Annotated in this window: 26 protein-coding genes; 23 read left to right on the top strand and 3 right to left on the bottom strand. The window is 61.5% G+C overall.

Features of this window, described 5'->3' with window-relative positions:
* Positions 1 to 38: 38 nt before the first annotated feature.
* Together hemL and thiD are read right to left on the bottom strand one after the other, a co-directional pair.
* Positions 39 to 1,334: a glutamate-1-semialdehyde 2,1-aminomutase gene (gene hemL / locus AC8GFZ_RS05965; RefSeq protein WP_506643303.1), complete on the bottom strand. Its 1,296-nt coding sequence runs from the start codon at positions 1,332 to 1,334 to the stop codon at positions 39 to 41.
* An 11-nt stretch (positions 1,335 to 1,345) separates the two neighbouring features.
* Positions 1,346 to 2,260, bottom strand: coding sequence for a bifunctional hydroxymethylpyrimidine kinase/phosphomethylpyrimidine kinase (gene thiD, locus AC8GFZ_RS05960; RefSeq protein ID WP_506643301.1), 915 nt, complete (start codon positions 2,258 to 2,260; stop codon positions 1,346 to 1,348).
* Positions 2,261 to 2,339: 79 nt separating this feature from the next.
* Here thiD and AC8GFZ_RS05955 point away from each other — a divergent pair, with 79 nt between their 5' ends.
* Positions 2,340 to 2,513 (top strand): rubredoxin, encoded by a 174-nt coding sequence (locus AC8GFZ_RS05955; protein ID WP_506644248.1) that lies wholly within the window; start codon positions 2,340 to 2,342, stop codon positions 2,511 to 2,513.
* Between the two features lie 21 nt (positions 2,514 to 2,534).
* Positions 2,535 to 3,218, top strand: coding sequence for a hypothetical protein (locus AC8GFZ_RS05950; protein WP_506643299.1), 684 nt, complete (start codon positions 2,535 to 2,537; stop codon positions 3,216 to 3,218).
* A 10-nt stretch (positions 3,219 to 3,228) separates the two neighbouring features.
* Here AC8GFZ_RS05950 and AC8GFZ_RS05945 read toward each other — a convergent pair whose 3' ends face one another.
* Positions 3,229 to 4,725, bottom strand: a complete 1,497-nt coding sequence (locus AC8GFZ_RS05945; RefSeq protein ID WP_506643297.1) for a cryptochrome/photolyase family protein — start codon at positions 4,723 to 4,725, stop codon at positions 3,229 to 3,231.
* 12 nt (positions 4,726 to 4,737) lie between these two features.
* Here AC8GFZ_RS05945 and AC8GFZ_RS05940 point away from each other — a divergent pair, with 12 nt between their 5' ends.
* From AC8GFZ_RS05940 to AC8GFZ_RS05840, 21 genes are all read left to right on the top strand, one after another.
* The gene (locus tag AC8GFZ_RS05940; protein ID WP_506643295.1) at positions 4,738 to 5,346 is read left to right on the top strand and encodes a YqgE/AlgH family protein; all 609 of its coding nucleotides are present in this window, start codon (positions 4,738 to 4,740) and stop codon (positions 5,344 to 5,346) included.
* Positions 5,343 to 5,771 carry a Holliday junction resolvase RuvX gene (gene ruvX, locus AC8GFZ_RS05935; protein ID WP_506643293.1) on the top strand — a complete coding sequence of 143 codons (429 nt, stop codon included), beginning with the start codon at positions 5,343 to 5,345 and terminating at the stop codon, positions 5,769 to 5,771. Before AC8GFZ_RS05940 ends, ruvX begins: the two co-directional genes overlap by 4 nt.
* Positions 5,768 to 6,265, top strand: a complete 498-nt coding sequence (pyrR, locus tag AC8GFZ_RS05930) for a bifunctional pyr operon transcriptional regulator/uracil phosphoribosyltransferase PyrR (RefSeq protein WP_506643291.1) — start codon at positions 5,768 to 5,770, stop codon at positions 6,263 to 6,265. Before ruvX ends, pyrR begins: the two co-directional genes overlap by 4 nt.
* Before the next feature lie 2 nt (positions 6,266 to 6,267).
* Complete coding sequence (locus AC8GFZ_RS05925; RefSeq protein WP_506643289.1) at positions 6,268 to 7,230, top strand: aspartate carbamoyltransferase catalytic subunit; 963 nt, start codon at positions 6,268 to 6,270, stop codon at positions 7,228 to 7,230.
* A complete protein-coding gene (locus tag AC8GFZ_RS05920; protein ID WP_506643287.1) occupies positions 7,227 to 8,534 on the top strand; it encodes a dihydroorotase in 1,308 nt (435 codons plus the stop codon). Before AC8GFZ_RS05925 ends, AC8GFZ_RS05920 begins: the two co-directional genes overlap by 4 nt.
* A 22-nt stretch (positions 8,535 to 8,556) precedes the next feature.
* Positions 8,557 to 9,360: a lysophospholipid acyltransferase family protein gene (locus tag AC8GFZ_RS05915; protein WP_506643285.1), complete on the top strand. Its 804-nt coding sequence runs from the start codon at positions 8,557 to 8,559 to the stop codon at positions 9,358 to 9,360.
* Between the two features lie 43 nt (positions 9,361 to 9,403).
* Positions 9,404 to 9,769: an ArsR/SmtB family transcription factor gene (locus AC8GFZ_RS05910; protein ID WP_506643283.1), complete on the top strand. Its 366-nt coding sequence runs from the start codon at positions 9,404 to 9,406 to the stop codon at positions 9,767 to 9,769.
* Between the two features lie 139 nt (positions 9,770 to 9,908).
* Positions 9,909 to 10,217 carry a c-type cytochrome gene (locus tag AC8GFZ_RS05905; protein WP_506643281.1) on the top strand — a complete coding sequence of 103 codons (309 nt, stop codon included), beginning with the start codon at positions 9,909 to 9,911 and terminating at the stop codon, positions 10,215 to 10,217.
* A gap of 12 nt (positions 10,218 to 10,229) precedes the next feature.
* Complete coding sequence (locus AC8GFZ_RS05900) at positions 10,230 to 11,510, top strand: FCSD flavin-binding domain-containing protein (protein WP_506643279.1); 1,281 nt, start codon at positions 10,230 to 10,232, stop codon at positions 11,508 to 11,510.
* 79 nt (positions 11,511 to 11,589) lie between these two features.
* Positions 11,590 to 12,207, top strand: a complete 618-nt coding sequence (locus AC8GFZ_RS05895; protein WP_506643277.1) for a thioredoxin fold domain-containing protein — start codon at positions 11,590 to 11,592, stop codon at positions 12,205 to 12,207.
* Between the two features lie 23 nt (positions 12,208 to 12,230).
* Positions 12,231 to 12,539: a c-type cytochrome gene (locus AC8GFZ_RS05890; RefSeq protein WP_506643275.1), complete on the top strand. Its 309-nt coding sequence runs from the start codon at positions 12,231 to 12,233 to the stop codon at positions 12,537 to 12,539.
* Entirely contained in the window at positions 12,529 to 12,861 is a 333-nt protein-coding gene (locus AC8GFZ_RS05885; RefSeq protein ID WP_506643273.1) for a hypothetical protein, read from the top strand. Before AC8GFZ_RS05890 ends, AC8GFZ_RS05885 begins: the two co-directional genes overlap by 11 nt.
* Before the next feature lie 39 nt (positions 12,862 to 12,900).
* Positions 12,901 to 14,259: a sulfite dehydrogenase gene (gene soxC, locus AC8GFZ_RS05880; protein ID WP_506643271.1), complete on the top strand. Its 1,359-nt coding sequence runs from the start codon at positions 12,901 to 12,903 to the stop codon at positions 14,257 to 14,259.
* Positions 14,243 to 15,358 (top strand): c-type cytochrome, encoded by a 1,116-nt coding sequence (locus AC8GFZ_RS05875; RefSeq protein ID WP_506643269.1) that lies wholly within the window; start codon positions 14,243 to 14,245, stop codon positions 15,356 to 15,358. The genes soxC and AC8GFZ_RS05875 overlap by 17 nt, the downstream gene beginning before the upstream one ends.
* A gap of 69 nt (positions 15,359 to 15,427) precedes the next feature.
* The gene (soxY, locus tag AC8GFZ_RS05870) at positions 15,428 to 15,886 is read left to right on the top strand and encodes a thiosulfate oxidation carrier protein SoxY (protein WP_506643267.1); all 459 of its coding nucleotides are present in this window, start codon (positions 15,428 to 15,430) and stop codon (positions 15,884 to 15,886) included.
* Between the two features lie 50 nt (positions 15,887 to 15,936).
* On the top strand, positions 15,937 to 16,248 hold the full coding sequence (gene soxZ / locus AC8GFZ_RS05865; protein WP_506643265.1) for a thiosulfate oxidation carrier complex protein SoxZ: 312 nt from the start codon (positions 15,937 to 15,939) through the stop codon (positions 16,246 to 16,248).
* Positions 16,249 to 16,270: 22 nt separating this feature from the next.
* Positions 16,271 to 17,071, top strand: coding sequence for a sulfur oxidation c-type cytochrome SoxA (soxA, locus tag AC8GFZ_RS05860; protein ID WP_506643263.1), 801 nt, complete (start codon positions 16,271 to 16,273; stop codon positions 17,069 to 17,071).
* Positions 17,072 to 17,084: 13 nt separating this feature from the next.
* Entirely contained in the window at positions 17,085 to 17,738 is a 654-nt protein-coding gene (gene soxX, locus AC8GFZ_RS05855) for a sulfur oxidation c-type cytochrome SoxX (protein ID WP_506643261.1), read from the top strand.
* Positions 17,739 to 17,796: 58 nt separating this feature from the next.
* Positions 17,797 to 19,527 carry a thiosulfohydrolase SoxB gene (soxB, locus tag AC8GFZ_RS05850; RefSeq protein WP_506643259.1) on the top strand — a complete coding sequence of 577 codons (1,731 nt, stop codon included), beginning with the start codon at positions 17,797 to 17,799 and terminating at the stop codon, positions 19,525 to 19,527.
* A gap of 43 nt (positions 19,528 to 19,570) precedes the next feature.
* Positions 19,571 to 20,602 carry an MBL fold metallo-hydrolase gene (locus AC8GFZ_RS05845; RefSeq protein WP_506643257.1) on the top strand — a complete coding sequence of 344 codons (1,032 nt, stop codon included), beginning with the start codon at positions 19,571 to 19,573 and terminating at the stop codon, positions 20,600 to 20,602.
* A gap of 185 nt (positions 20,603 to 20,787) precedes the next feature.
* A complete protein-coding gene (locus AC8GFZ_RS05840) occupies positions 20,788 to 21,285 on the top strand; it encodes a TlpA family protein disulfide reductase (protein ID WP_506643255.1) in 498 nt (165 codons plus the stop codon).
* Positions 21,286 to 21,413: the final 128 nt, after the last annotated feature.

Below are 21,413 nucleotides of genomic sequence, written 5' to 3'. Positions count from 1 at the left end.
CACAAGCAGGTGCGGCGGCTCAAGCGGCGCACAGGGTTTTACAGCGTGGCAAACACCTCGGCCGCGGCTTGCACCGTGGCGGCGATGTCGTCTGCGGTGTGGGCACCACTGACAAAACCAGCCTCGTACAAAGCCGGTGCGATGTACACGCCGCGGTCCAGCAAGCCGTGGAACAGTTTGTTGAACTTGGGGCTGTCGCTGGTCATGACCTTGGCGTAGTTTTGCGGCAACTCGGGCAGCAAAAAGAAGCCAAACATGCCGCCTTGGCAATCGGCGCTGAAAGGCACACCGGCTTTGGCGGCGGCACCGGTGAGGCCGTCGACCAAGCTTTGGGTGCGGGCCGACAGTGCATCGAAGAAGCCTGGTTTTGAAATTTCATGCAAGGTGGCCAAACCGCAAGCGGTGGCCACCGGGTTGCCGCTCAAGGTGCCCGCTTGGTAGACCGGCCCCAAGGGGGCGAGTTGTTCCATCACGGCGCGTTTGCCGCCAAAAGCCGCCAGCGGCATGCCGCCGCCAATCACCTTGCCGAGCACGGTGAGGTCGGGCTCGAAGCCAGGGATGGATTTCGCGTAAACACTTTGCGCACTGCCCAGTGCCACGCGGCAGCCGGTCATCACCTCGTCAAACACCAACAGTGCGCCATGCTGTGTGCACAACTCGCGGCAGCGTTTCATGAAGGGCACGCTGGCGCGCACAAAGTTCATGTTGCCAGCAATGGGCTCGATCATCAAACACGCCAGCTCTTTGCCATGCAGGGCAAAGGCTTCTTCCAATTGGGGGATGTTGTTGAACTCGAGCACCAAGGTGTGTTGCACCACCTCGGGCGGGACACCGGCGCTGGTGGGGTTGCCAAAGGTGGCCAAGCCTGAACCGGCTTTCACCAACAGCGCGTCGGCGTGGCCGTGGTAGCAGCCTTCAAACTTGATGATCTTGCTGCGGCCAGTGGCACCACGCGCCAAGCGCAAGGCGCTCATGCCGGCTTCGGTGCCCGAACTGACCAAGCGAACCATGTCCATCGAGGGCATGAGTTTCAACAGCGCTTCGGCGAGTTCAATTTCGCGCTCGGTGGGGGCGCCGTAGGAGAAACCTTCGAGCACCGCTTTTTGTACCGCTTCGACCACGGCGGGGTGGCCGTGGCCCAAGATCATCGGGCCCCAAGAGCCGATGTAATCGATGTGGCGCTTGTCGTTGGCGTCCCAAAAATAAGCACCTTTGGCGCGTTTGACAAAACGCGGTGTGCCACCCACGGCACGGAAGGCGCGCACCGGTGAATTGACACCGCCAGGGATGACTTGGCGGGCGCGGTCGAAAAGGGTTTGGTTCAGATCGGTCATGGGCTGTGTCGTCAGTGTTTGGTTTCGTGACGGGGAAGGGCAAATTCGGTGCCCACTTCGGTGGGGTCTTCTTCTTCCTCACCGTGGGCCCAGAAGAGGCGGTCGGGCACCACGTGGCCCATGCCAGGGCGAAAGCCGCTGTCCAGGCAATGGTCGAGGTAATTGAGGGCCTCCAGGCTGGCGGCTTCCAAATCGGTGCCGGCGGCGAGCAAGGCGGCCAAGGCGGCGCTCAAGGTGTCGCCTGCGCCCGAAAAAACGGCATCGATGTGCTCAAAGCGCTCGGTGGCCAACACCGTCAGGGGCGTGGCCAAGGCGTTTTCGATGTGCTGGTCGGGCTGTGCAATGCCGGTGACCAACACATAGGGCACGCCTTTTTCACTGGCCGCACGGGCCAAGTCGCGCGGGCCGGGGCTTTTGCTGTTGGACCAGTCGGGCAACAGCCAACGCCACAAGGTGCTGTGGTTGCCCACCAGCACCGTGGTTTGGGGCAGCATCAATTCCAAAAAAGCGTCTTGGTAGGCGTCGGCTTGCTCTTCGTCCCACCACGACAGGTTGGGCATGTAAGCGACCACAGGCACTTGGGCATAGTCGCTGCAGGTTTGGGCCACCACGCTCAAGGTTTCGGGGTTGCCGCAAAAGCCCACTTTGAACACCTGCACCGAGCTGTCTTCGAGCACCACCCGGGCTTGTTCGGCCACGGTGTCTTCATCCATGGACATGAAGTCAAAGATTTCTGCGCTGTCGCGGATGTAAACGCCGGTCACCACACCCAGGGGGTGGGCACCGACACAGGCGATGGTGAGTTGATCGGCACCCAGCCCGCCTGCACCGCTGGCATCGTTGGCGTTGAAGCACATCACGCAAGCGGGTGCACCGCCTTCTTCTTCCAGCGTGGGGGGGTCTTTAGAGCGGAATTCTTGCGCCATGGTGATCTATACAATGCGACCCATTCTATGCGAGCCCCCGTGGCCAACCCCCCACCTTTTCCCCTTGAACCTTGAAGGCTTGACTGTGGCTAAAACTTGGATGTGTTTGATTTGCGGCTGGATTTACGACGAAGCCGCTGGCGCCCCAGATGAAGGCATTGCGCCCGGCACCCCTTGGGATCAAGTCCCCATGAACTGGACTTGCCCCGAATGCGGTGCGCGCAAAGAAGACTTTGAAATGGTCGAAATTTAAGCCCCACTCGTTTTGTATGCCATGAGCGCGCCCGGCACTGCGGTCCCCACCGATTGGCGCCGTGCTTTTGATCAGTGCATGCTGGATTTGCTGCGGGGCCGGCCCCATGTGTCTCAGGCACCTGCGCTGGTGCTGCTTGGATTGTGTCAACAAGCGCGCGCGCAGCACACTGAGTCTGACCCCCAGGTGCGCATGTTTTGGGTGCTGTCAGCCCACTTTTTTGACCATTTGGCCCACACCCCCCAGGCCACGCCATGGCAAAACTGGCATGCGGTGGTGTGCGCGCGCATCATGGCCGCAGCACCGGGCTTGGCCCCGATGGTGCCCACACCCAACCAGCAAGCCGAAGCGCTGAGCGCCATGTTTTTGGAGTTTGTCCACGCCCAGGTCGAAGATTGGCAAATCGTGATGCAGCGTTGGTCGGATGCGCCGCAAGATCTGGCGGCTGCCCAGGCCTGCGAAGGTCCCACCGCACAGTTGCACCTGTTGCTGGGCGATATGCAGCTTGATGGCATGGCCGATTTGTGCGCCGCGCTCTTGCACTGCATTGAGGCCGCCTTGGCACACAGTGATTTGACAGCAGGTGCCCAGCGGGCGGGGCCAGCGGTGCCAGAAATGCTGCGCTTGTTGCACCAATACGCGGCTGGTTTTGTGCGCTCACCCGACCCGTCGGTGCTGGCCGCTTTGCGCCAGCCAGGGGTGTGAGCCCAGCGGCTCAGGCACCGGCTTTTTTCACCACTGCATAACGCGCCAAGGTGGCGTCACGCGCCAGCGCATGGTCGACGATGGGCAGGGCTTGGTTTTGCCCTAAGCGCACTCCGGCGGCTTGCAGCACCATGGGTGGGGCTTGCCACGGCGCATGGATCCAGCGCTCGGGCATCTCGGCCAGTTGCGGTTGGTAGCGGCGGATGAACTTGCCTTGGGGATCGAACTTTTCGCTTTGGCTGATGGGGTTGAAGATGCGAAAGTAGGGCTGTGCATCGCAGCCGCTGGAACTGGCCCATTGCCAGCCGCCGTTGTTGGCGGCCAGGTCAAAGTCGATCAAATGGGTGGCAAAGTAGCGCTCGCCCCAGCGCCAATCAATGCCCAAATCTTTCACCAAAAAACTCGCCACCACCATGCGCAAACGGTTGTGCATGTAGCCGGTTTGGTTGATTTGCGCCATCGCCGCGTCGACCAGCGGATAGCCGGTTTTTCCATCGCACCAGGCTTGGAACAAGGTCTGCGCGGCGGTGCCGCTTTCCCATTCGATGCGGTCGTAATCGGGCTTGAAGGCATGCGCCACCACGCGGGGGTGGTGGTGCAAAATTTGGTGGTAAAAATCGCGCCAAATCAACTCTGAGAGCCACACCGCGGCACCCGCCGAGCCTTGTTGCATGCGGGTGTGCGCCAAGCGTGCGAGTTCGCGGATCGACACCGTGCCAAAGCGCAGGTGCACGCTCAGGTAGCTGGGCCCTTTGACCGCCGGGAAGTTGCGCGTGTCTTCATAGTGGTCGATGCGGTTCACAAAGTCTGCCAAGGCCAGTTGCGCCCCGGGCGCGCCGCACACGACCGGCAACGCACTCAGGTTGCTGGGCACAAAGCCAATGTCTGTTGGGGTGGGGGGTGGCTGGCGCATGTTGCTGGGCCGAGCGGCCAAGCGCCCTGGCAAACCGTCGCAGGGCCAAGCGGCCAAATGCTCGGCGGGTTGGAGTTTTTTCAGCCACGCATTCTTGTAAGGGGTGAACACCCCATAGGGTGTGCCGCTTTGGGTCAGCACTTCTTTGCGCTCAAACACCACATGGTCTTTGAAGGTGAAAAAGTCTTTCCCTTGTTGGGCCAACAGGGTTCGCACCTGGTTGTCGCGCTCGATGGCGGCGGGTTCGTCGTCGTGGTTGGCAAACACCGCTTGAGCGCCAAGTTCGCGGGCCAATGCGTTGACATCTTGTGCCGCCCAGCCGTGGCGCACGATCAGGCCGGCGTGGGGCAGGCCAGCGAGCTGGCGCAGCGCTTCATCCAAGGTTTGCAGGCTGCCCAAAATAAAGTCCACCCGGCGGTCGCAGCGGGGCAGGGGGTCCAAGATGTCGCGATCGAGCACAAACACCGCATGCACGTGGGCACATTGGCTCAAGGCGTTGTGCAGCGCGGCGTTGTCGCTGGCCCGCAGATCGCGCCGAAACCACACCAAACCGGTGTCAAAGCGGGGCTGGCCCGAGGTGTTTGTCTTCAACATTAAAATGCGCCCATGTCCATGGATTCCGAACCGATCAACCTGACGCATCATTTTTTGATCGCCATGCCCGGATTGTCCGATGAATCCTTCGCCAAAAGCGTGGTCTACCTGTGTGAACACAGCGACCGAGGGGCTTTGGGCCTGGTGATCAACAAGCCCAGCGACATCAATGTGCGCGGTTTGTTTGACAAAGTCGACTTGCCCCTGCACCGCCAAGACCTGAATCAAACCCCTGTTTATCACGGCGGCCCGGTGCACACCGAGCGCGGTTTTGTGTTGCACGAACCGGTGTTGGCCCCCTCCAGCGAATCCAACGAAACCACCGAGTCTGCTTATGCCTCCACCTTGTCGGTGCCGGGCGGCCTGGACATGACCACCTCCAAAGATGTGCTCGAGGCCTTGTCCACCGGGGCGGGCCCGCGCAAGGTGCTGATTTCTTTGGGGTATGCCGCTTGGGGGCAGGGCCAGCTCGAGTCTGAGTTGGCCGAAAACGCCTGGCTCACGGTAGAGGCCGATGCCGCGGTGATTTTTGACACCCCGTGCGAGCAACGCTACGAAAAAGCCCTGTCATTGCTGGGCTTGCAGTCGTGGATGCTGTCGCCCGACGCGGGGCACGCATGAGCGCAGGCGTGATGACCGGCCCACGCCAGGTTGCGCCCCAATTGCAAACGTTTTTGGCCTTTGACTTTGGCACCCGCCGCACCGGTGTGGCGGTGGGCAACCGCTTGCTGTGCCTGGCCTCGCCCCAAGGCCATTTGCAAGCCCAAGGCGATGCGCGCTGGCCTTTGATTGCCCGTTGCATCCAAGATTGGCAACCCGATGCCTTGGTGGTGGGTGTGCCGTTTCACCCCGATGGGGCAGAGCATGAAAACACCCACCGCGCCCGGCGCTTTGCGCGCCAATTGCACGGTCGCTTTGGCCTGCCGGTGTTTGAAGTCGATGAGCGCTACAGCACCACCGAAGCGATTGCGGGTGGCGCCAAAGATGTGGATGCGGCCAGTGCCAGCATCATCTTGCAGCAGTTTTTTCAGGAGATGGCCACATGAGTGGAAGCTTGTCGCTCAACGCCGAGAGCTTGTATGGCGATTTGCTGCGCGCCTTGCAGCCGCAGTGGGGCGCCAACGACCGCTTGGTCGGCATCACTTCTGGCGGGGCTTGGTTGGCCGAGCGCTTGCAGGCCGACTTGGGCTTGAGCGAGCCGGCGGGGGTGATTTCATCGGCCATGCACCGCGATGATTTTGCGCGCCGTGGCCTGGCCGATGGCGGCGTCACCCGCCTGCCGTTTGAAATCGAAGGCGCGCACCTGTGGATCATTGACGATGTGCTCTACACCGGGCGCACGGTGCGGGCGGTGATCAACGAGTTGTATGACTACGGGCGACCGGCCAGCGTGCGCTTGGCGGTGTTGGTCGACCGAGGCGGGCGCGAGTTGCCCATCCAGGCCGATTGCGCCGCCGCCCGCCTGAGCTTGCCGGCGGATCAAAAGTTAAGCCTGCAACGCGATCCCGATGGGCGCTTGACCTTTTCACTCAGGGGCTGACGGTGCTGTACAAACGAAACCCGCAACTGAACAAAAATGGTGAGTTGATTCACCTGCTCTCTACCGAGGGTTTGCCCAAGGACATCATCACCCACATCTTGGACACGGCCAGCCAGTTTGTCTCGGTCAGCGACCGCGAGGTGAAAAAAGTGCCGCTGTTGCGCGGCAAAAGCGTGTTCAACCTGTTCTTTGAAAACAGCACCCGCACCCGAACCACCTTTGAAATTGCCGCCAAGCGCTTGTCGGCCGATGTGATCAACCTCGATATCGCGCGCAGCTCGGCCAGCAAGGGTGAGTCGCTGCTCGACACCATTGCCAACTTGTCGGCCATGGCCGCCGACATTTTTGTGGTGCGCCACGGCGAATCGGGCGCGCCTTATTTGATTGCCGAGCATGTGGCCCCGCATGTGCATGTGGTCAATGCCGGTGACGGTCGCCATGCCCACCCGACACAGGGCCTGCTCGACATGTACACCATTCGCCACTACAAGGGCGACTTTGCCAACCTGCGCGTGGCCATCGTGGGCGATGTGCTGCATTCGCGGGTAGCGCGCTCGGACATCCACGCCCTGACCACCTTGGGTTGCGCCGAAGTGCGTGTCGTGGGCCCCAAAACCTTGGTGCCCGGTGACCTCTCGCACATGGGTGTGAAGGTATTCCACCAGTTGGAAGCGGGCATCCAAGACTGTGATGTGGTCATCATGCTCCGGCTGCAAAACGAGCGCATGAGTGGCGCCTTGTTGCCCTCGAGCCAAGAGTATTTCAAGGGCTTTGGGCTGACCGCGGCCAAGCTGCAATGTGCCAAGCCCGACGCCATCGTGATGCACCCCGGCCCGATCAACCGGGGGGTGGAAATTGATTCGGCGGTGGTCGATGGCGCGCAAAGCGTGATCTTGCCGCAGGTCACCTTTGGCATTGCGGTGCGCATGGCGGTGATGTCCATCGTGGCGGGGAACGAAGCATGAAAACCTTGATCCAACATGGCCGTGTGATCGACCCTGCCAGCGGTTTGGATGCCGTGGCCGATGTGGCCATCGCCGACGGTTGCATTGTGGCGATGGGCCAAGCGCCCAGTGGCTTTACACCCGATGCGGTGTACGACGCCCGCGACCAAGTGGTCATCCCTGGCTTGGTGGATTTGTGTGCCCGCTTGGGCGAGCCCGGCCATGAGCACGAGCGCATGCTCGACAGCGAGTTGGCCGCTGCGGTGGCCGGTGGCGTCACCAGTTTGGTGTGTCCGCCCGACACCGACCCGGTGCTCGATGAGCCCGGTTTGGTCGACATGCTGCGCTTTCGCGCCGAGCGCTTGCAACTGTCGCAGGTGTTTCCGCTGGGCGCGCTGACGCGGGGCTTGGCCGGTGAAGTGCTGACCGAAATGAACGAACTGACCGAGGCCGGTTGCGTCGGCTTTGGCCAGGCCGAGCAAGCGGTGGGCAACACCCAGGTGTTGCAGCGGGCCATGCAATATGCCGCCACCTTTGGCTACAGCGTGTGGCTGCGCCCGCAAGAGTTGTATCTGGGCAAAGGCGTGGCCGCCAGCGGCCCCTTGGCCACCCGCTTGGGCTTGAGTGGCGTGCCGGTGGCTGCCGAGACGATTGCCCTCAACACCATCATCGCGCTGATGCGCATCACCGGGGCGCGGGTGCATGTGTGCCGCCTCTCCAGTGGGGCAGGTGTGGCCTTGGTGCGCCAGGCCAAAGCCGAGGGCTTGAACATCAGCTGTGATGTGAGCATCAACTCGTTGCACCTGATCGATGTGGACATTGGCTACTTTGACAGCCGGGCTCGGCTGAACCCGCCGCTGCGCCAACAGGCCGACCGCGCGGCCCTGGGCGAGGGCTTGCGCGACGGCACCATCGATGCCTTGGTCTCTGACCACACACCGGTGGAGGGCGACGCCAAAGCCCTGCCATTTGCCCAAGCCGAGCCGGGTGCCAGCGGTTTGGAGTTGTTGCTGGGTTTGGCCCTCAAATGGGGGCAAGACCCGGCTGTCGGTATCCACCGGGCTTTGCAGGTGGTGACTTCGGCACCGGGCAACTTGCTGAGCCAGTGCGGCGCGGTGCAGGCGGGTGGTTTGGGGCGTTTGCAAGTGGGCGCCAGCGCCGATGTGTGCGTCTACGACCCCAGCACCATTTGGCCGGTGCATGCCCACAACTTGCGCAGCCAGTGCAAGCACACGCCATTTGCCTTTGACATCGGTGGCTCAGCCCTGCCGGGTGCGGTGCGCGCTACCTGGGTGGGTGGGCGACCCGTTTATCGCGCCCCATGACACGTTCTGCCGAACCCAAGCCATGCGCTGGTTGAGGGGCATTTGGCGCTTGGCGCACATTGCGGCCTTGTTGGGGCACGGCAACTGGCGCATACGCCGTCAGTTTGGCCAAATGAGCCCAGCGCAACGCGCCCGGGCCGTGGAGCAGTGGTCGCGCGACATGCTCAAAGCACTGGGGGTGGCATTGCACTCGCAGGGCGATGTGCCCACCCACGGTCCGGTGCTGATGGTGTGCAACCATGTGACCTGGCTGGACATCTTGGTTTTGCACGCCTGTTCGCATGCGCGTTTTGTGGCCAAGTCCGAGGTCCACCATTGGCCCTTGATCGGCCCCATGGCTGCCGCCGCTGGCACCTTGTTCATTGAGCGCGCTTCGCGGCGCGATGCGATGCGGGTGGTGCACCAAATGGTCGAGGTGTTGCAGGCTGGCGAGGTGTTGGCGGTGTTCCCCGAGGGCACCACCAGCGATGGTTTGCAGTTGCTGCCCTTCCATGCCAATTTGATCCAAGCGGCCATCAGCGCCAACGCGCCGGTGTTGCCAACGGCGCTGCGCTATGTCGATGCCCGCAGCGGGCAAACCAGCCAAGCGGTGAGTTTTGTCGGCGATGAAAGCTTGGTGGATTCTTTGTGGCGCACGGCTTGCGCCAGTGGCTTGCAAGTCCACGTGGCCTGGGGTCAGCCTGAGCTGGATGCGGGCCGCGACCGGCGCACCTGGGCCAAAGATTTACAACAACAGGTGCATGCGCTGTGGGTGGGTTTGGGCGCTTCCCCCCTTGGCACTGAAACGGCGAGCCACCCAGCGCCACCGGTCAAGCCCTGGGCTTGAGGCAAAATCGCCACCTCGACAATTGCCAAAGCCCCTGTCGCCCATGCCCTCACTCGACGCCACCACCGCCCAAACGCCCGCTGCATTGCCGCCGGATGGGTTGGCGTTGTCTTCCTCGGACCAGGTGTTTCACGATGCCGCCAAAACCTTCCGCGTGATGGCGGCACCCTTGCGCTTGAAAATCATCAGCGCCTTGTGCCAAGGCGAAAAAAACGTGGGCGAGTTGCTGCAAAGCATCGACACCACCCAGCCCAATATGTCGCAGCATTTGCACACCTTGCACCGGGCGGGCATTTTGGGCCGCCGCCGCGATGGGGTGCAAATTTACTACCGCATCATCAACGAAAGCGTGGTCGGCATGTGCCGTGCCATGTGCACCCAACTGGCCATCGATGCCCTCGACGATTGATCGGTGCTGCAGGGCGCTGTAGAGGGTTTCTACCTTGCCAACCGGGAAAGTGCTGCGGCTACCATTTGTCCATTGGCGCATGCCACCCATGAACCGCGCCCACAGAGCCACTGTCTTTTGAATTTTTGAAGGAGCAATGATGAAACCAACCATGATCGCCTGTCTGGCTGCGGGGCTGATGGCCACCAGCTTTGGCGCTGCGGCCCAAACCGCCCCCGAGCATTTGCGCAGCTGGGCCGCTGGCTGCGCCAACTGCCATGGCACCAATGGCCAGGCCCAGCCCGGCATGGCCGCCCTGGCCGGCGTCCCCGCTGCCGCGACGGTGGCCAAGATGCAGGCCTACAAGTCGGGTGCTTTGCCTGCCACCTTGATGCACCAAATTGCCAAGGGCTATTCGGACGAGCAAATCCAAGCCATTGCAGCGTATTTCGCTGCCCAGAAAAACTGATCGGGAGCCGCTATGAAACGTCGTCAATGGATACAAACCGCGTCAGCGGGTTCGGTGTTGGGTGCTTTGGGATTGTTTTCGGGCTGTGCCACGCCTGGTGGCGCTGGCCCCAAGGTGGTGGTGGTCGGTGGCGGTTATGGTGGTGCCACCGCTGCCAAATATGTGCGCATGTGGTCAGACTACGGCATTGATGTGACCTTGGTCGAGCCCAATGCGGCTTTTGTGTCGTGCCCCATTTCCAACTTGGTGGTCGGTGGCAGCAAAACCATGGCCGACATCACCACGCCCTACGACAATTTGACGCGCCGCCACGGCGTGAAGGTGGTGCAAGACTTCGTCACCCAAATTGATCCCGACAAACGCATCGTTACCTTGGCCTCTGGCGCGACCTTGCCCTACGACCGATTGATCGTGTCGCCAGGTGTGGACTTCATGCCGGGCAGCGCCCCGGGCATGGCCAAGGCCGGCGCGGCCGACAAGGTTTTGCATGCGTGGAAGGCGGGCCCGCAAACCTTGGCCCTGCGCCAGCAATTGCAAGCCATGCCCGACGGCGGTGTGTTTGCCATGAATGTGCCCTTGGCCCCATACCGCTGCCCCCCTGGCCCCTACGAGCGGGCTTGCCAAGTGGCGCATTACTTCAGCCAAGCCAAACCCAAGAGCAAGGTGCTGATCCTGGACGAGAACGAAGACGTCACCTCCAAAGGTCCCTTGTTCAAAAAAGCCTGGGCCGATCGCTACAAGGGCATCATTGAATACCGCCCGCGCCACAAGGTGACCGACGTTGACGCCGCCACCAACACCTTCAAGTTTGATTTCAACGACGACGTCAAAGCCTCGGTGGTCAATTACATCCCGCCCATGCGCGCTGGCGACATTGCGGTCAAAACCGGCTTGGCCACCGCCAACCAGCGCTGGTGCGAAGTCAACTTTTTGACCTTTGAGTCGGTGGCGGTCAAAAACATCCATGTGCTGGGCGACTCGATCCAAATCGCCCCGGCCATGCCCAAGTCCGGCCACATGGCCAACCAGCATGGCAAAACCTGTGCGGCTGCGGTGGTGGCCTTGCTCACGGGCAAAGAAGTCAACCCCTTGCCCATTTACAACAACACCTGCTACAGCTTTGTCAGCGACCAAGATGTGATCCACGTGGCCAGCGTGCACCGCTACGACGCCGACAAAAAAACCATGCTCACCGTGCCCGGCTCGGGCGGGGTGTCGGCCGCGGCCAATGCCTTGGAAGGGCAATACGCTTTGGCCTGGGCGCGCAACATTTGGGCCGACAGTTTGGCCTGAAAGCATGTGGCGTCCTTGGTCCCACCGTGGGCCTGCATTCGCGGGGGTCTGGTTGTTGCTGTGGGCCCTTTGGAGCCCCATGCCAGCGCAAAGCCAGAACCGCGTGGTTTTGCCCACCGCCACCGATTTGCCCCAGGCCTTGGCGCAAGCCCTGGCCCAGGGTCAGCCCTTGGTGGTGATGGTGAGCTTGGACAACTGTCCCTATTGCCGCCAAGTGCGGCAAAGCCATTTGGGCCCGCTGTGGCGCGGTGGCCAAGTGGTGGTGCAAATCGACATGCAGCACAAAGAAACCTTGATCGATTGGGACGGCCAAACCCGCAGCCACGGCGATTGGGTGAAAAACCGCCGCATCTCGGTGGCCCCCACGGTGCTGTTTTTTGGCCCCAATGGCCGCGAAGTGGCGCAGCGTTTGGAGGGGGCTTCTTTGCCCGACTTCTACGGCGCTTACTTGGATCAGCGCCTGGAGCAGTCGCGCCAACTTTTGCAGCCGCGCGCGGGGGCAAATGGGGGAGCGGGCCAAGGCGATGTCCCCCGTGAGGGCCCAGGTCTAGGCCTGGCCTTCTCGCTGCCCTTGGGGCTTTCCCAACACCGGCCCCTTGTTTTCAAGCCAGACCTGGAGCCCCTCGGGTTTGCGGGAAAACACCAGCGACAAACCGCCGAATTCCCGGCGGAGTCGGTATATATTAGAGATTGCTGATATTTGATTTGAAAGGTCGAAAGATGCGTGGATGGAAGGTTTTGGTTTTGATGGCTGCTGTGGTGGCATCACCCGCTTGGGCCAGTGCGGATTTGGCGCAAAAAAACGCCTGCATGTCGTGCCATGCCGTGGCCAAAAAACTGGTCGGGCCCTCATACAACGATGTGGCGAAAAAATACGCCGGTCAAAAAGACGCTGCCACCACCTTGGCCCAAAGTATCAAGGGCGGTGGTGCCGGCAAATGGGGCCCGGTGCCCATGCCCTCACAACCCGCCTTGAGCGAGGCCGATGCACTCACCTTGGCCAACTGGGTGCTCGCGGGTGCCAAATAAACCCCCACTGACCCGCTGGGCGCTGGCCACTTTGTTGGCTGCGCCAGTGGCACTGGCATGGGCGCAAAGTCAAATTTTTGTGGGTGCTGATTTGGCCCTGGGCCGCCAGCTGATGGCCGAGCACAAATGCGAGGCCTGCCATGCCCGCCATGTGGGCGATGACGGCACCGATGTGTACAACCCCGCTGGCCGCCTGAAAACGCCGGGCTTGTTGCGCGGCATGGTCGAGGCTTGCAACACCCAGCTCAATTTGGGCCTGTTTCCCGAAGAGGTGACGGCTGTGGCGGCGGTGCTCAACCGTGACCACTACCGTTTCAAGTGACTTTTTTTGCTCTAAACATCAGTCTTTATTGATATAAATATGAATCCTCCCACCACCCATGGCCGCTTGCGCAAAGCGCCTGAAAACTTTTTGGACGCGCCAGCCTTGCAAACCGCCCGCAGCGAGTTGCGACAAGGTCGGCGTGGTTTCATCGAAAAAGCGTTTGCCGCAGCGGTGGCGGCCACGGGTGGGACCGCCCTGGCCCAAACCAACCCGGTGGCCCCAGAAGGGGGCGATACCCACATCTTGAACCTGCCCGAGCACGCCAAGGGTTTGGGTTTGGGCGTGGCCACCGATGGCTACGGCAAGCCCTCGCGGTTCGAGACCAATGTGCAGCGCCGCCAAAGCCCGGGCTTGACGCAAACCACCCAGGCTTCGGTGTCGTTTGCACCTTTGCAATCCTTGTTTGGCATCGTCACCCCCAGCGGTTTGCATTTCGAGCGCCACCACCAGGGTTGGTGGGACATCGACCCCTCCAAGCACCGATTCATGGTCAATGGTTTGGTGAAAAAACCGATGGTGTTCACGGTGGATGAAATCATGCGCCTGCCTTCGGTGTCGCGCTTTCACTTCATCGAGTGTGGTGCCAACACGGCGGTGGAGTGGGCGCAGGTGGCGGTGCCCACGGTGCAGTACACCCACGGCATGATCTCGTGCAGCGAATTCACCGGCGTGCCCCTGATCACCTTGCTCGAAATGGCCGGGGCCGATTTGAAAACCGGCCGCTTTGTACTGGCCGAAGGTGGCGAGGGTTCGTCCATGACCCGCACCATCCCGATGTCGCTGATCACCTCGGGCGAGGTGTTGGTGGCCTATGGCCAAAACGGCGAAATGCTGCGCCCTGAAAACGGCTACCCCTTGCGCTTGGTGGTGCCCGGTGTGCAAGGGGTGAGTTGGATCAAATACCTGCGCCGGGTCGAGGTGGGCGATCAGCCCTATGCCACCAAGGACGAGGCCATCCACTACATGGACCTGATGCCCAACGGTATGCACCGCCAATACACCAGCATCCAAGAGTGCAAGAGCGTGGTCACCACGCCCTCTGGCGGGCAGGTGTTGTTGGACAAAGGCTTCTACAACATATCGGGTCTGGCGTGGTCGGGCCGGGGCAAGGTCAAGCGGGTGGATGTGTCGGTGGACGGCGGTCGCAACTGGCGCAGTGCACGCTTGCAGACCCCGGTGCTGTCCAAAGCCTTGACGCGCTTCAACATCGATTGGGTGTGGAATGGCCAGCCCGCGATCATCCAAAGCCGGGCCATCGACGACACCGGTTTTGTCCAGCCCACCTATGCCCAACTGCGCAAGGTGCGCGGCAGCCGATCCATTTATCACAACAACGCCATTCAATCGTGGTTGGTGCAAGAAAGCGGCGAGGTGAAAAATGTCCAAGTGGCTTAAATCAACCCTGGCCCTGCTGTGGGGCATGGTGTTTTTGACCTGCAACACATGGGCCCAAACCGCCACATCGGTTTACCCTGGCTTGGGTCGTACCGCCACGGCGCGCGAAATCGCCGCTTGGGACATCGATGTGCGCGCCGATTTCAAAGGCCTGCCCAAGGGCTCTGGGTCGGTGGCCCAAGGCCAAGACGTGTGGGAGGCCAAGTGCGCGTCTTGCCATGGGGTGTTTGGCGAGTCCAATGAAGTCTTCAACCCGGTCATCGGCGGCGTCACCGCGAAAGATGTGGCCAACGGTCGGGTGGCCAATTTGGCGCGTGACGACTACCCCAGCCGCACCACCATGATGAAGCTGGCCACTTTGTCCACGCTGTGGGACTACATCAACCGCGCCATGCCCTGGAACACACCCAAGTCGCTCAAAACCGATGAGGTGTATGCGGTGGTGGCCTTCATGCTCAACCTGTCTGAGGTGGTGCCCGACACCTTTGTGCTGTCGGACCAAAACATCGCCCAGGTGCAGCAGCGCATGCCCAACCGGATGGGCATGAACACCGACCATGCGCTGTGGCCCGGGCGTGAATGGGGCTCCAAAACCACCCGTGCCGACACCGCCAATACCGCTTGCATGAAAAACTGCGCCACCGACCCGCGTGTGGCTTCTTTGCTCCCCGACTTTGCGCGCAATGCCCACGGCAATTTGCGGGATCAAAACCGCTTGGTCGGGCCCCAGCGCGGGGCCAACACCTTGGTCGCCGATGCCAGCGCTGCGACCAGCGCGCCGACCAGTGCGGCCAGTGCGGCCAGTGCAGGAGCCGGTGCAGGCAGCACCCCTGCCGCCGCCCCGGGCAATACCAAGGCCGTGCTGGCCTTGTTGGGCAAACACAATTGCACCGCTTGCCATGGCGTGGAGCGCAAGATCGTGGGCCCCGCAATGACCGATGTGGCGAAAAAATACCCCGGTCAGACCGATGTGCTGGCGCAAAAAATCAAAAACGGTGGCGCTGGTGTGTGGGGACCGATTCCCATGCCTGCGCAAAACCTGCCCGACGCGGACGCCCAAGCCATTGCCGCTTGGCTGGCGCGGGGGGCACCGCGTTGAAACCCCTCACTCTCTGGGGCAGACCAATTGAGGTTCTAATAGAGGGCATTTATGTTTAGGAGATTGACCATGCAAAATCGTCGCCAAGCGATCCAACATTCAGCGGTCGTGGCCAGCTTGCTGAGCGCCGCCGGCTGGCTGCCCACAGCGGCCCAAGCCGCACCCAACAAGGCTGCCTTTGAAGCCAAAACCGTGCAAGAAGCCGTCAAGGCTTCGGGCGGTGCCAACATCAGCGAGAGCAAAGACGTCACCCTGACCGCGCCCGACATTGCCGAAAACGGCGCAGTGGTGCCCTTGGGCGTGAGCACGGCCATGAGCGGCGTCAAACACCTGTTGATCTTGGTCGAGAAAAACCCCTCGGTGTTGGTGGCCGTGTTCAACGTCTCCGACGCGGTCGACGCCAACTTCGCCACCCGCTCCAAAATGGGTCAGTCCTCGGACGTGTACGCGGTGGCCATCATGAACGACGGTCGCGCCTTGTTCGCCAAAAAAGAAGTCAAGGTCACCCTGGGTGGCTGCGGCGGCTAAAGCCCCGCCACTGAGACCGTCCCCACACACATATATATAGGAGAGAAATCATGGCAGATCCCATGCGCATCCGCGCCCAAGCCAGCGGCGACAAAGCCACCGTCCGCGTCCTCATGAGCCACGAAATGGAGTCCGGTCAGCGCAAAGACGCGGCCGGCAAAATCGTCCCCGCTTGGTTCATCCAAGAAATCACCGCCAGCCACAACGGCAAGGTGGTCATGACCTCCGAGTGGGGCCCTGCGGTGTCGAAAAACCCTTTTTTGCAGTTCAGCGTCAAGGGTGCCAAGGCCGGCGACAAGGTGTCCATCAAATGGGTGGATAACCGCGGCGCCACCCGCACCGACGAAGCCACCATCAGCTGATTTTCCAAACCCAGAGGTTCGCATGCGACAAGCATTGATTCCCGTGGCCTTGGCCATGGTTTTGGGGGCATCACCGGTGCTGGCTCAAAAAACCACCAGCCAAGGCATTGACGAATACCGGGCCATGTTGCAAGACGGCAACCCGGCCGATTTGTTCGAGGCCAAGGGTGAAGACCTGTGGAAGCAAAAACGCGGTCCCAAAAACGCCAGCCTCGAGGCTTGCGATTTGGGCCAAGGACCGGGCGTCATCAAAGGCGTGTTTGTCAGCTTGCCCAAATACTTTGCCGACACCGGCAAGGTGCAAGACCTGGAGTCGCGCTTGCTCACCTGCATGCAAACCTTGCAAGGCTTTGACCCCCAGGCCATTGCCAAAACCAGCTTTGGCAGCGGCGAAATGGCCAATCTGACTGCCATGGCCACCTGGGTTGCGGCCGAGTCCAAGGGCATGAAGTTCAATTTGTCCCAGTCGCACGCCCAAGAGCGGGTGATGTACGAAGTGGGTAAGCGCCTGTTCTTCATGCGGGGTGGCACACACGACTTTTCTTGTGCCTCCTGCCACGGCGAAGAAGGCAAGCGCATCCGCTTGCAAGACCTGCCCTTGCTGACCAAGAACCCGGGTGACGGCATCGGTTTTGCCGCTTGGCCGGCCTACCGCGTCTCCAATGGGCAGATGTGGGGCATGCAGCAGCGTTTGAACGACTGCTACCGCCAACAGCGCTTCCCATTCCCCGGCTTTGCCAGCGATGCCACTGTGGCCTTGAGCGTCTATTTGGGTGTCAATGCCCAAGGTGCCGCCTCCATTGCCCCGGCCATCAAGCGCTGAATTGAAAGACACCATGAACACCAAAACCCGCCTGACCGGTTTGGCCGTGGCTGCCCTGGCATTGGTTGGCTGTGCCAACTTGCCCAGCGTGGCTGAGCTGAACCAAATCACCGACCAAATGGTCAAAGCTTCGTTCCGCACCCAAGCCCATGTGAATGTGGAGCGCTTGACCCAAACCGACGACACCAACCGTTTGTGCAGCGAGGCCGATGCCAGTGGCCAGCCGCTGGACGAAAAAGTGGCCAAAGCGATTGAAGAGACCAACCTCAAAGCCATCCGCTGGCCCAGCAATGGCCAGTTCATTGGCGACTGGAAACGCGGCGAAGCGATTGCCCAAAGTGGCCGCGGCCTGACCTGGACCGATGACCCCAAAATGGCCAACGGTGGCAATTGCTACAACTGCCATCAAATGGACAAGGCCGAAATCTCCTACGGCACGATTGGCCCCAGCCTGTACAACTACGGCAAGATCCGTGGCGTGAGCGACCCCAGCAGTGCAACATCCAAACCCATCGTGGAATACACCTGGGGCAAGATTTGGAATGCCAAGGCCTACAACGCCTGCTCCAACATGCCCCGCGCTGGGCACATGGGCATCTTGACCGAAGCCCAGGTGCGCGACATCGTCGGCCTGTTGCTCGATCCCAAGTCTCCGGTCAACCAGTGACCCACACCGGGCTTTGGCCCGGTTTTTTTAAATCCTTTATATCAGTGATGGCTTAACCATGAACCTCCACAAGCGCGAATTCATGCAGATCCTGGGTGCTGGCGCGGTGGCGGGCATGGCCATGGGCCGCTATGCCGAGGCCGATGCGGCCACCGCCAGCGAGGGCTTGTACGACGCGCCGCGTTTTGGTCAGGTGTCGTTTTTGCACATGACCGACTGCCATGCGCAGTTGCTGCCCATCCACTTTCGCGAGCCCAGCATCAACCTGGGCGTGGGCAGCATGCGCGGACAGTTGCCGCATTTGGTGGGTGAGCACCTGCTCAAGGCCGCGGGCTTGCGCCCCGGCACGGCCCAGGCCCATGCGCTGACCTATCTGGACTTTGACAAGGCCGCCCGCCGCTATGGCAAGGTGGGGGGCTTTGCCCACTTGGCCACCTTGGTCAAGCGCCTCAAGGCCAGCCGCCCCGGTGCTTTGTTGCTCGACGGTGGCGACACCTGGCAGGGCTCGGGCACGGCGCTGTGGACGCGCGGCCAAGACATGGTCGAGGCGTGCAAATTGCTCGGTGTGGATGTGATGACCGGCCACTGGGAGTTCACCCTGGGCATGGAGCGGGTGAAAGAAATTGTCGACAAAGACTTTGCCGGCCAAATTGAGTTCATCGCCCAAAACATCCAGACTCAAGACTTTGGCGACCCGGTGTTCAAGCCCTATGTGATGCGCGAAATCAACGGCGTGCCCTGCGCCATCATTGGCCAAGCCTTTCCCTACACGCCCATCGCCAACCCGCGCTACATGGTGGCCGACTGGGCGTTTGGCATCCAAGACACACGCATGCAAAGCATGGTCGACGAGGTGCGGGCCAAAGGCGCCCAAGTGGTGCTGGTGCTCAGCCACAACGGCATGGACGTGGACTTGAAGATGGCCTCGCGGGTGCGCGGCATCGACGCCATCATGGGTGGACACACCCACGACGGCATGCCCGTGGCCACCTTGGTGTCTAACCCTGGGGGCAAAACCATCGTCACCAACGCCGGATCGAACGGCAAGTTTTTAGCGGTGTTGGACTTGGACATCCGCCAGCAGCGCGTGGCCGACTTTCGCTACAAACTGATGCCGGTGTTTGCCAACATGCTGCCCGCCGACAAACCCATGCAGGCTTTGATCGACCGGGTGCGCGCCCCCTTTGCCCAGCAACTGAGCGAAACCTTGGCGGTGACCGAAGGCAGCTTGTACCGGCGCGGCAACTTCAATGGCAGCGGCGACCAGTTGCTGGTGGACGCTTTGATGGATGTGCAAGGCGCCGAGATTGCCTTCTCGCCCGGCTTTCGCTGGGGCACCAGTTTGTTGCCCGGCCAGGCCATCACCCGCGAATGGTTGATGGACATGACTGCCACCACATACTCGTTTGCCACCGTCAGCCAGATGAGCGGCGCGACCATCAAAACCATTTTGGAAGACGTGGCCGACAACTTGTTCAACCCCGACCCCTACTACCAGCAAGGCGGCGACATGGTGCGCGTGGGCGGCATGCAGTTCAGCCTGGACCCGCTGGCCAAAATGGGTTCGCGCATTGGCGATATGAGGCTCAAAGGCCAGCCCTTGCAGGCCGACAAAAACTACAAGGTGGCCGGTTGGGCCCCGGTGGCCGAAGAGGCGCGCAGCCAAGGCAACCCGCAGGTGTGGACGGTGGTTGAGCAGTGGCTCAAGGCCCAAGGCGGGCGCGTCAAACCGCGCCAGATCAACACGCCCACCCTCACCAGTGGCTTGCCCAACCCCGGCCACGCTTGAACCCAAGCGGTCTGTCACACATCGCCAAACCGCAAGCAGCACCATGGCCGATCGAACCAACCCACCGCACATGATGTCGCGTCGGCGCTGGTTGAGCGCGGCGGCCCTGGCTTTGCCCGTGGCTGGTTTGTGGCCCGATGTGCATGTGCTGGCGCAACAAGCGCAAGACTTCATCACCGGGGCACCGGTGCCCGACATCGCGCCCCAACGCGTCTCGCCCCGGGTGTGGATGATTTATGCGCCCGATGGCTTTCCCACCCCCGAAAACCGGGGCATGATGTCCAACGTATGCTTTGTCGTCACCTCGGCCGGGGTGGTGATTTTGGATTCGGGCAGCTCTTTGCAAATTGGCCAAATGGCTTTGCGGGTGATCCGCAGCGTCACCCCCTTGCCGGTGGTGGCGGTGTTCAATAGCCACTTTCATGGCGACCATTGGCTGGGCAACCATGCGTTTGCCTTGGCGCATGGGCCTGAATTGCCCATTTACGCCCTGCCCAAAACCATCGAGGCCATCCGGGGTGTCGAGGGCAATGCCTGGCGCGCCTTGCTGGAGCGCTGGACCAACCAGTCCACCGCAGGCACGCAAATCGTGCCGCCCAACCGCAGCGTCACGCCGGGGCAAGTGATCGCCATTGGCGACGTGCATTTCAAAATGCACCACCATGGGTCAGCCCACACGGAGGCCGATTTGTCGGTGCAGGTGATGGAGGAGGGCGTCACCGCCGTGGGCGATGTGGTGATGGGCAACCGCATTGCCAACATGGACAACGGCACCTATGTGGGCAGCTTTGCCTATTGCAAAGCCTTGGCGGCGCAAGCGGGTGATCAGCTGTGGCTGCCCGGCCACGGCCAACCCGCGCGCGACCTGCTGGCGCGCTACACGCGTTTTCTGGCCGGCATTTGGGAGCCGTGTTTGCAAGCCGTCAAAGACAATCAAACCGAGGCCCAAGCCCGCGCCCTGGTGCTGGCCGACCCGCGCGTGGCCGAGCGCGCCGCCACCATGCAAGGTTTTGCCAACAACATCGGCAAGTACATCAGCCTGGCCTACTTGGAAGCGGAAAAAGAGGCGTTTTAAAGCGTCAACATGGGTTGCCGCGCTGCGCTCGCCTGGATGGTTTGGCGTGGTCTTTGTCCCGCATTCACACCATGCTTTGCGGCCCCTGGTTGACACAGGCGGCATGTCAGACAATGGCGTCCATGTTTGGTTCCATCTCTTTCGCGCCAACACCCAGCAGGGCTCGGGTGCATGGGTTGCGCAAAATGGTTTGGTCCTGGCTGGTTTGGGCTTTGCTGGCCCCATCGGCTTGGGCCCAGTTTGAGCGCAGCGCCTGGCCGCCATCACAGGCCACGCCGGTGTGGCAAGCGCCAGACATCCAAGGCAGGGCTTGGCGCAGCGAAGCCCTCAAAGGGCGGGTGGTGGTGCTTAATTTTTGGGCCACCTGGTGTGCCCCCTGCAAAGAAGAGTTGCCCACCTTGCAAACCTTGTCTGATTTTGTCGACCCGCAGCAAGTGGTGGTGCTGGCCCTGAATGTGAAAGAGCCCGCCACCCGGGTGCAGCGCTATGCCCAATCCACCGGCTTGGAAATGCCGGTCTTGCTCGACCCCAAGGGTGAAGTGGCGCAGTTGTTTGGGGTCAAGGTGTTTCCCACCACCATCTTGTTGGACCGCCAGGGGCGGGCGCGCTGGCGCATTGTGGGCGAGGTGGATTGGCACTCGGCCCCAGCCCAGCAATGGGTGCAAGAACTTCAACCCCGATAATCACTGCGCTGCGGCCCATCCTGGGCCACAGTGACCTGCCTTCGGGGCACGGGAGCAATTGGGGGCGAAACCCGCCTTGAACCAGCTCCCATGTGTGCGCCGACAAGTCTTTTGCACCCCAACGGAGT

The organism is Limnohabitans rimovensis (SeqCode) (assembly GCF_965234775.1).
In the GTDB taxonomy this organism is placed as follows: domain Bacteria; phylum Pseudomonadota; class Gammaproteobacteria; order Burkholderiales; family Burkholderiaceae_C; genus Limnohabitans; species Limnohabitans rimovensis.
The sequence above is the reverse complement of the archived record's forward strand: the minus strand, read 5'-3'. Positions and strand labels throughout refer to the sequence as shown.

Bases quoted from the DNA above. Each gene is read 5' to 3' on its own strand.
- hemL (WP_506643303.1), bottom strand. From the start codon at position 1,334: ATGACCGATCTGAACCAAACCCTTTTCGACCGCGCCCGCCAAGTCATC.
- thiD (WP_506643301.1), bottom strand. From the start codon at position 2,260: ATGGCGCAAGAATTCCGCTCTAAAGACCCCCCCACGCTGGAAGAAGAA.
- AC8GFZ_RS05950 (WP_506643299.1), top strand. From the start codon at position 2,535: ATGAGCGCGCCCGGCACTGCGGTCCCCACCGATTGGCGCCGTGCTTTT.
- AC8GFZ_RS05945 (WP_506643297.1), bottom strand. From the start codon at position 4,725: ATGTTGAAGACAAACACCTCGGGCCAGCCCCGCTTTGACACCGGTTTG.
- AC8GFZ_RS05940 (WP_506643295.1), top strand. From the start codon at position 4,738: ATGTCCATGGATTCCGAACCGATCAACCTGACGCATCATTTTTTGATC.
- ruvX (WP_506643293.1), top strand. From the start codon at position 5,343: ATGAGCGCAGGCGTGATGACCGGCCCACGCCAGGTTGCGCCCCAATTG.
- pyrR (WP_506643291.1), top strand. From the start codon at position 5,768: ATGAGTGGAAGCTTGTCGCTCAACGCCGAGAGCTTGTATGGCGATTTG.
- AC8GFZ_RS05920 (WP_506643287.1), top strand. From the start codon at position 7,227: ATGAAAACCTTGATCCAACATGGCCGTGTGATCGACCCTGCCAGCGGT.
- AC8GFZ_RS05915 (WP_506643285.1), top strand. From the start codon at position 8,557: ATGCGCTGGTTGAGGGGCATTTGGCGCTTGGCGCACATTGCGGCCTTG.
- AC8GFZ_RS05910 (WP_506643283.1), top strand. From the start codon at position 9,404: ATGCCCTCACTCGACGCCACCACCGCCCAAACGCCCGCTGCATTGCCG.
- AC8GFZ_RS05905 (WP_506643281.1), top strand. From the start codon at position 9,909: ATGAAACCAACCATGATCGCCTGTCTGGCTGCGGGGCTGATGGCCACC.
- AC8GFZ_RS05900 (WP_506643279.1), top strand. From the start codon at position 10,230: ATGAAACGTCGTCAATGGATACAAACCGCGTCAGCGGGTTCGGTGTTG.
- AC8GFZ_RS05895 (WP_506643277.1), top strand. From the start codon at position 11,590: ATGCCAGCGCAAAGCCAGAACCGCGTGGTTTTGCCCACCGCCACCGAT.
- AC8GFZ_RS05890 (WP_506643275.1), top strand. From the start codon at position 12,231: ATGCGTGGATGGAAGGTTTTGGTTTTGATGGCTGCTGTGGTGGCATCA.
- soxC (WP_506643271.1), top strand. From the start codon at position 12,901: ATGAATCCTCCCACCACCCATGGCCGCTTGCGCAAAGCGCCTGAAAAC.
- AC8GFZ_RS05875 (WP_506643269.1), top strand. From the start codon at position 14,243: ATGTCCAAGTGGCTTAAATCAACCCTGGCCCTGCTGTGGGGCATGGTG.
- soxY (WP_506643267.1), top strand. From the start codon at position 15,428: ATGCAAAATCGTCGCCAAGCGATCCAACATTCAGCGGTCGTGGCCAGC.
- soxZ (WP_506643265.1), top strand. From the start codon at position 15,937: ATGGCAGATCCCATGCGCATCCGCGCCCAAGCCAGCGGCGACAAAGCC.
- soxA (WP_506643263.1), top strand. From the start codon at position 16,271: ATGCGACAAGCATTGATTCCCGTGGCCTTGGCCATGGTTTTGGGGGCA.
- soxX (WP_506643261.1), top strand. From the start codon at position 17,085: ATGAACACCAAAACCCGCCTGACCGGTTTGGCCGTGGCTGCCCTGGCA.
- soxB (WP_506643259.1), top strand. From the start codon at position 17,797: ATGAACCTCCACAAGCGCGAATTCATGCAGATCCTGGGTGCTGGCGCG.
- AC8GFZ_RS05845 (WP_506643257.1), top strand. From the start codon at position 19,571: ATGGCCGATCGAACCAACCCACCGCACATGATGTCGCGTCGGCGCTGG.
- AC8GFZ_RS05840 (WP_506643255.1), top strand. From the start codon at position 20,788: ATGGTTTGGTCCTGGCTGGTTTGGGCTTTGCTGGCCCCATCGGCTTGG.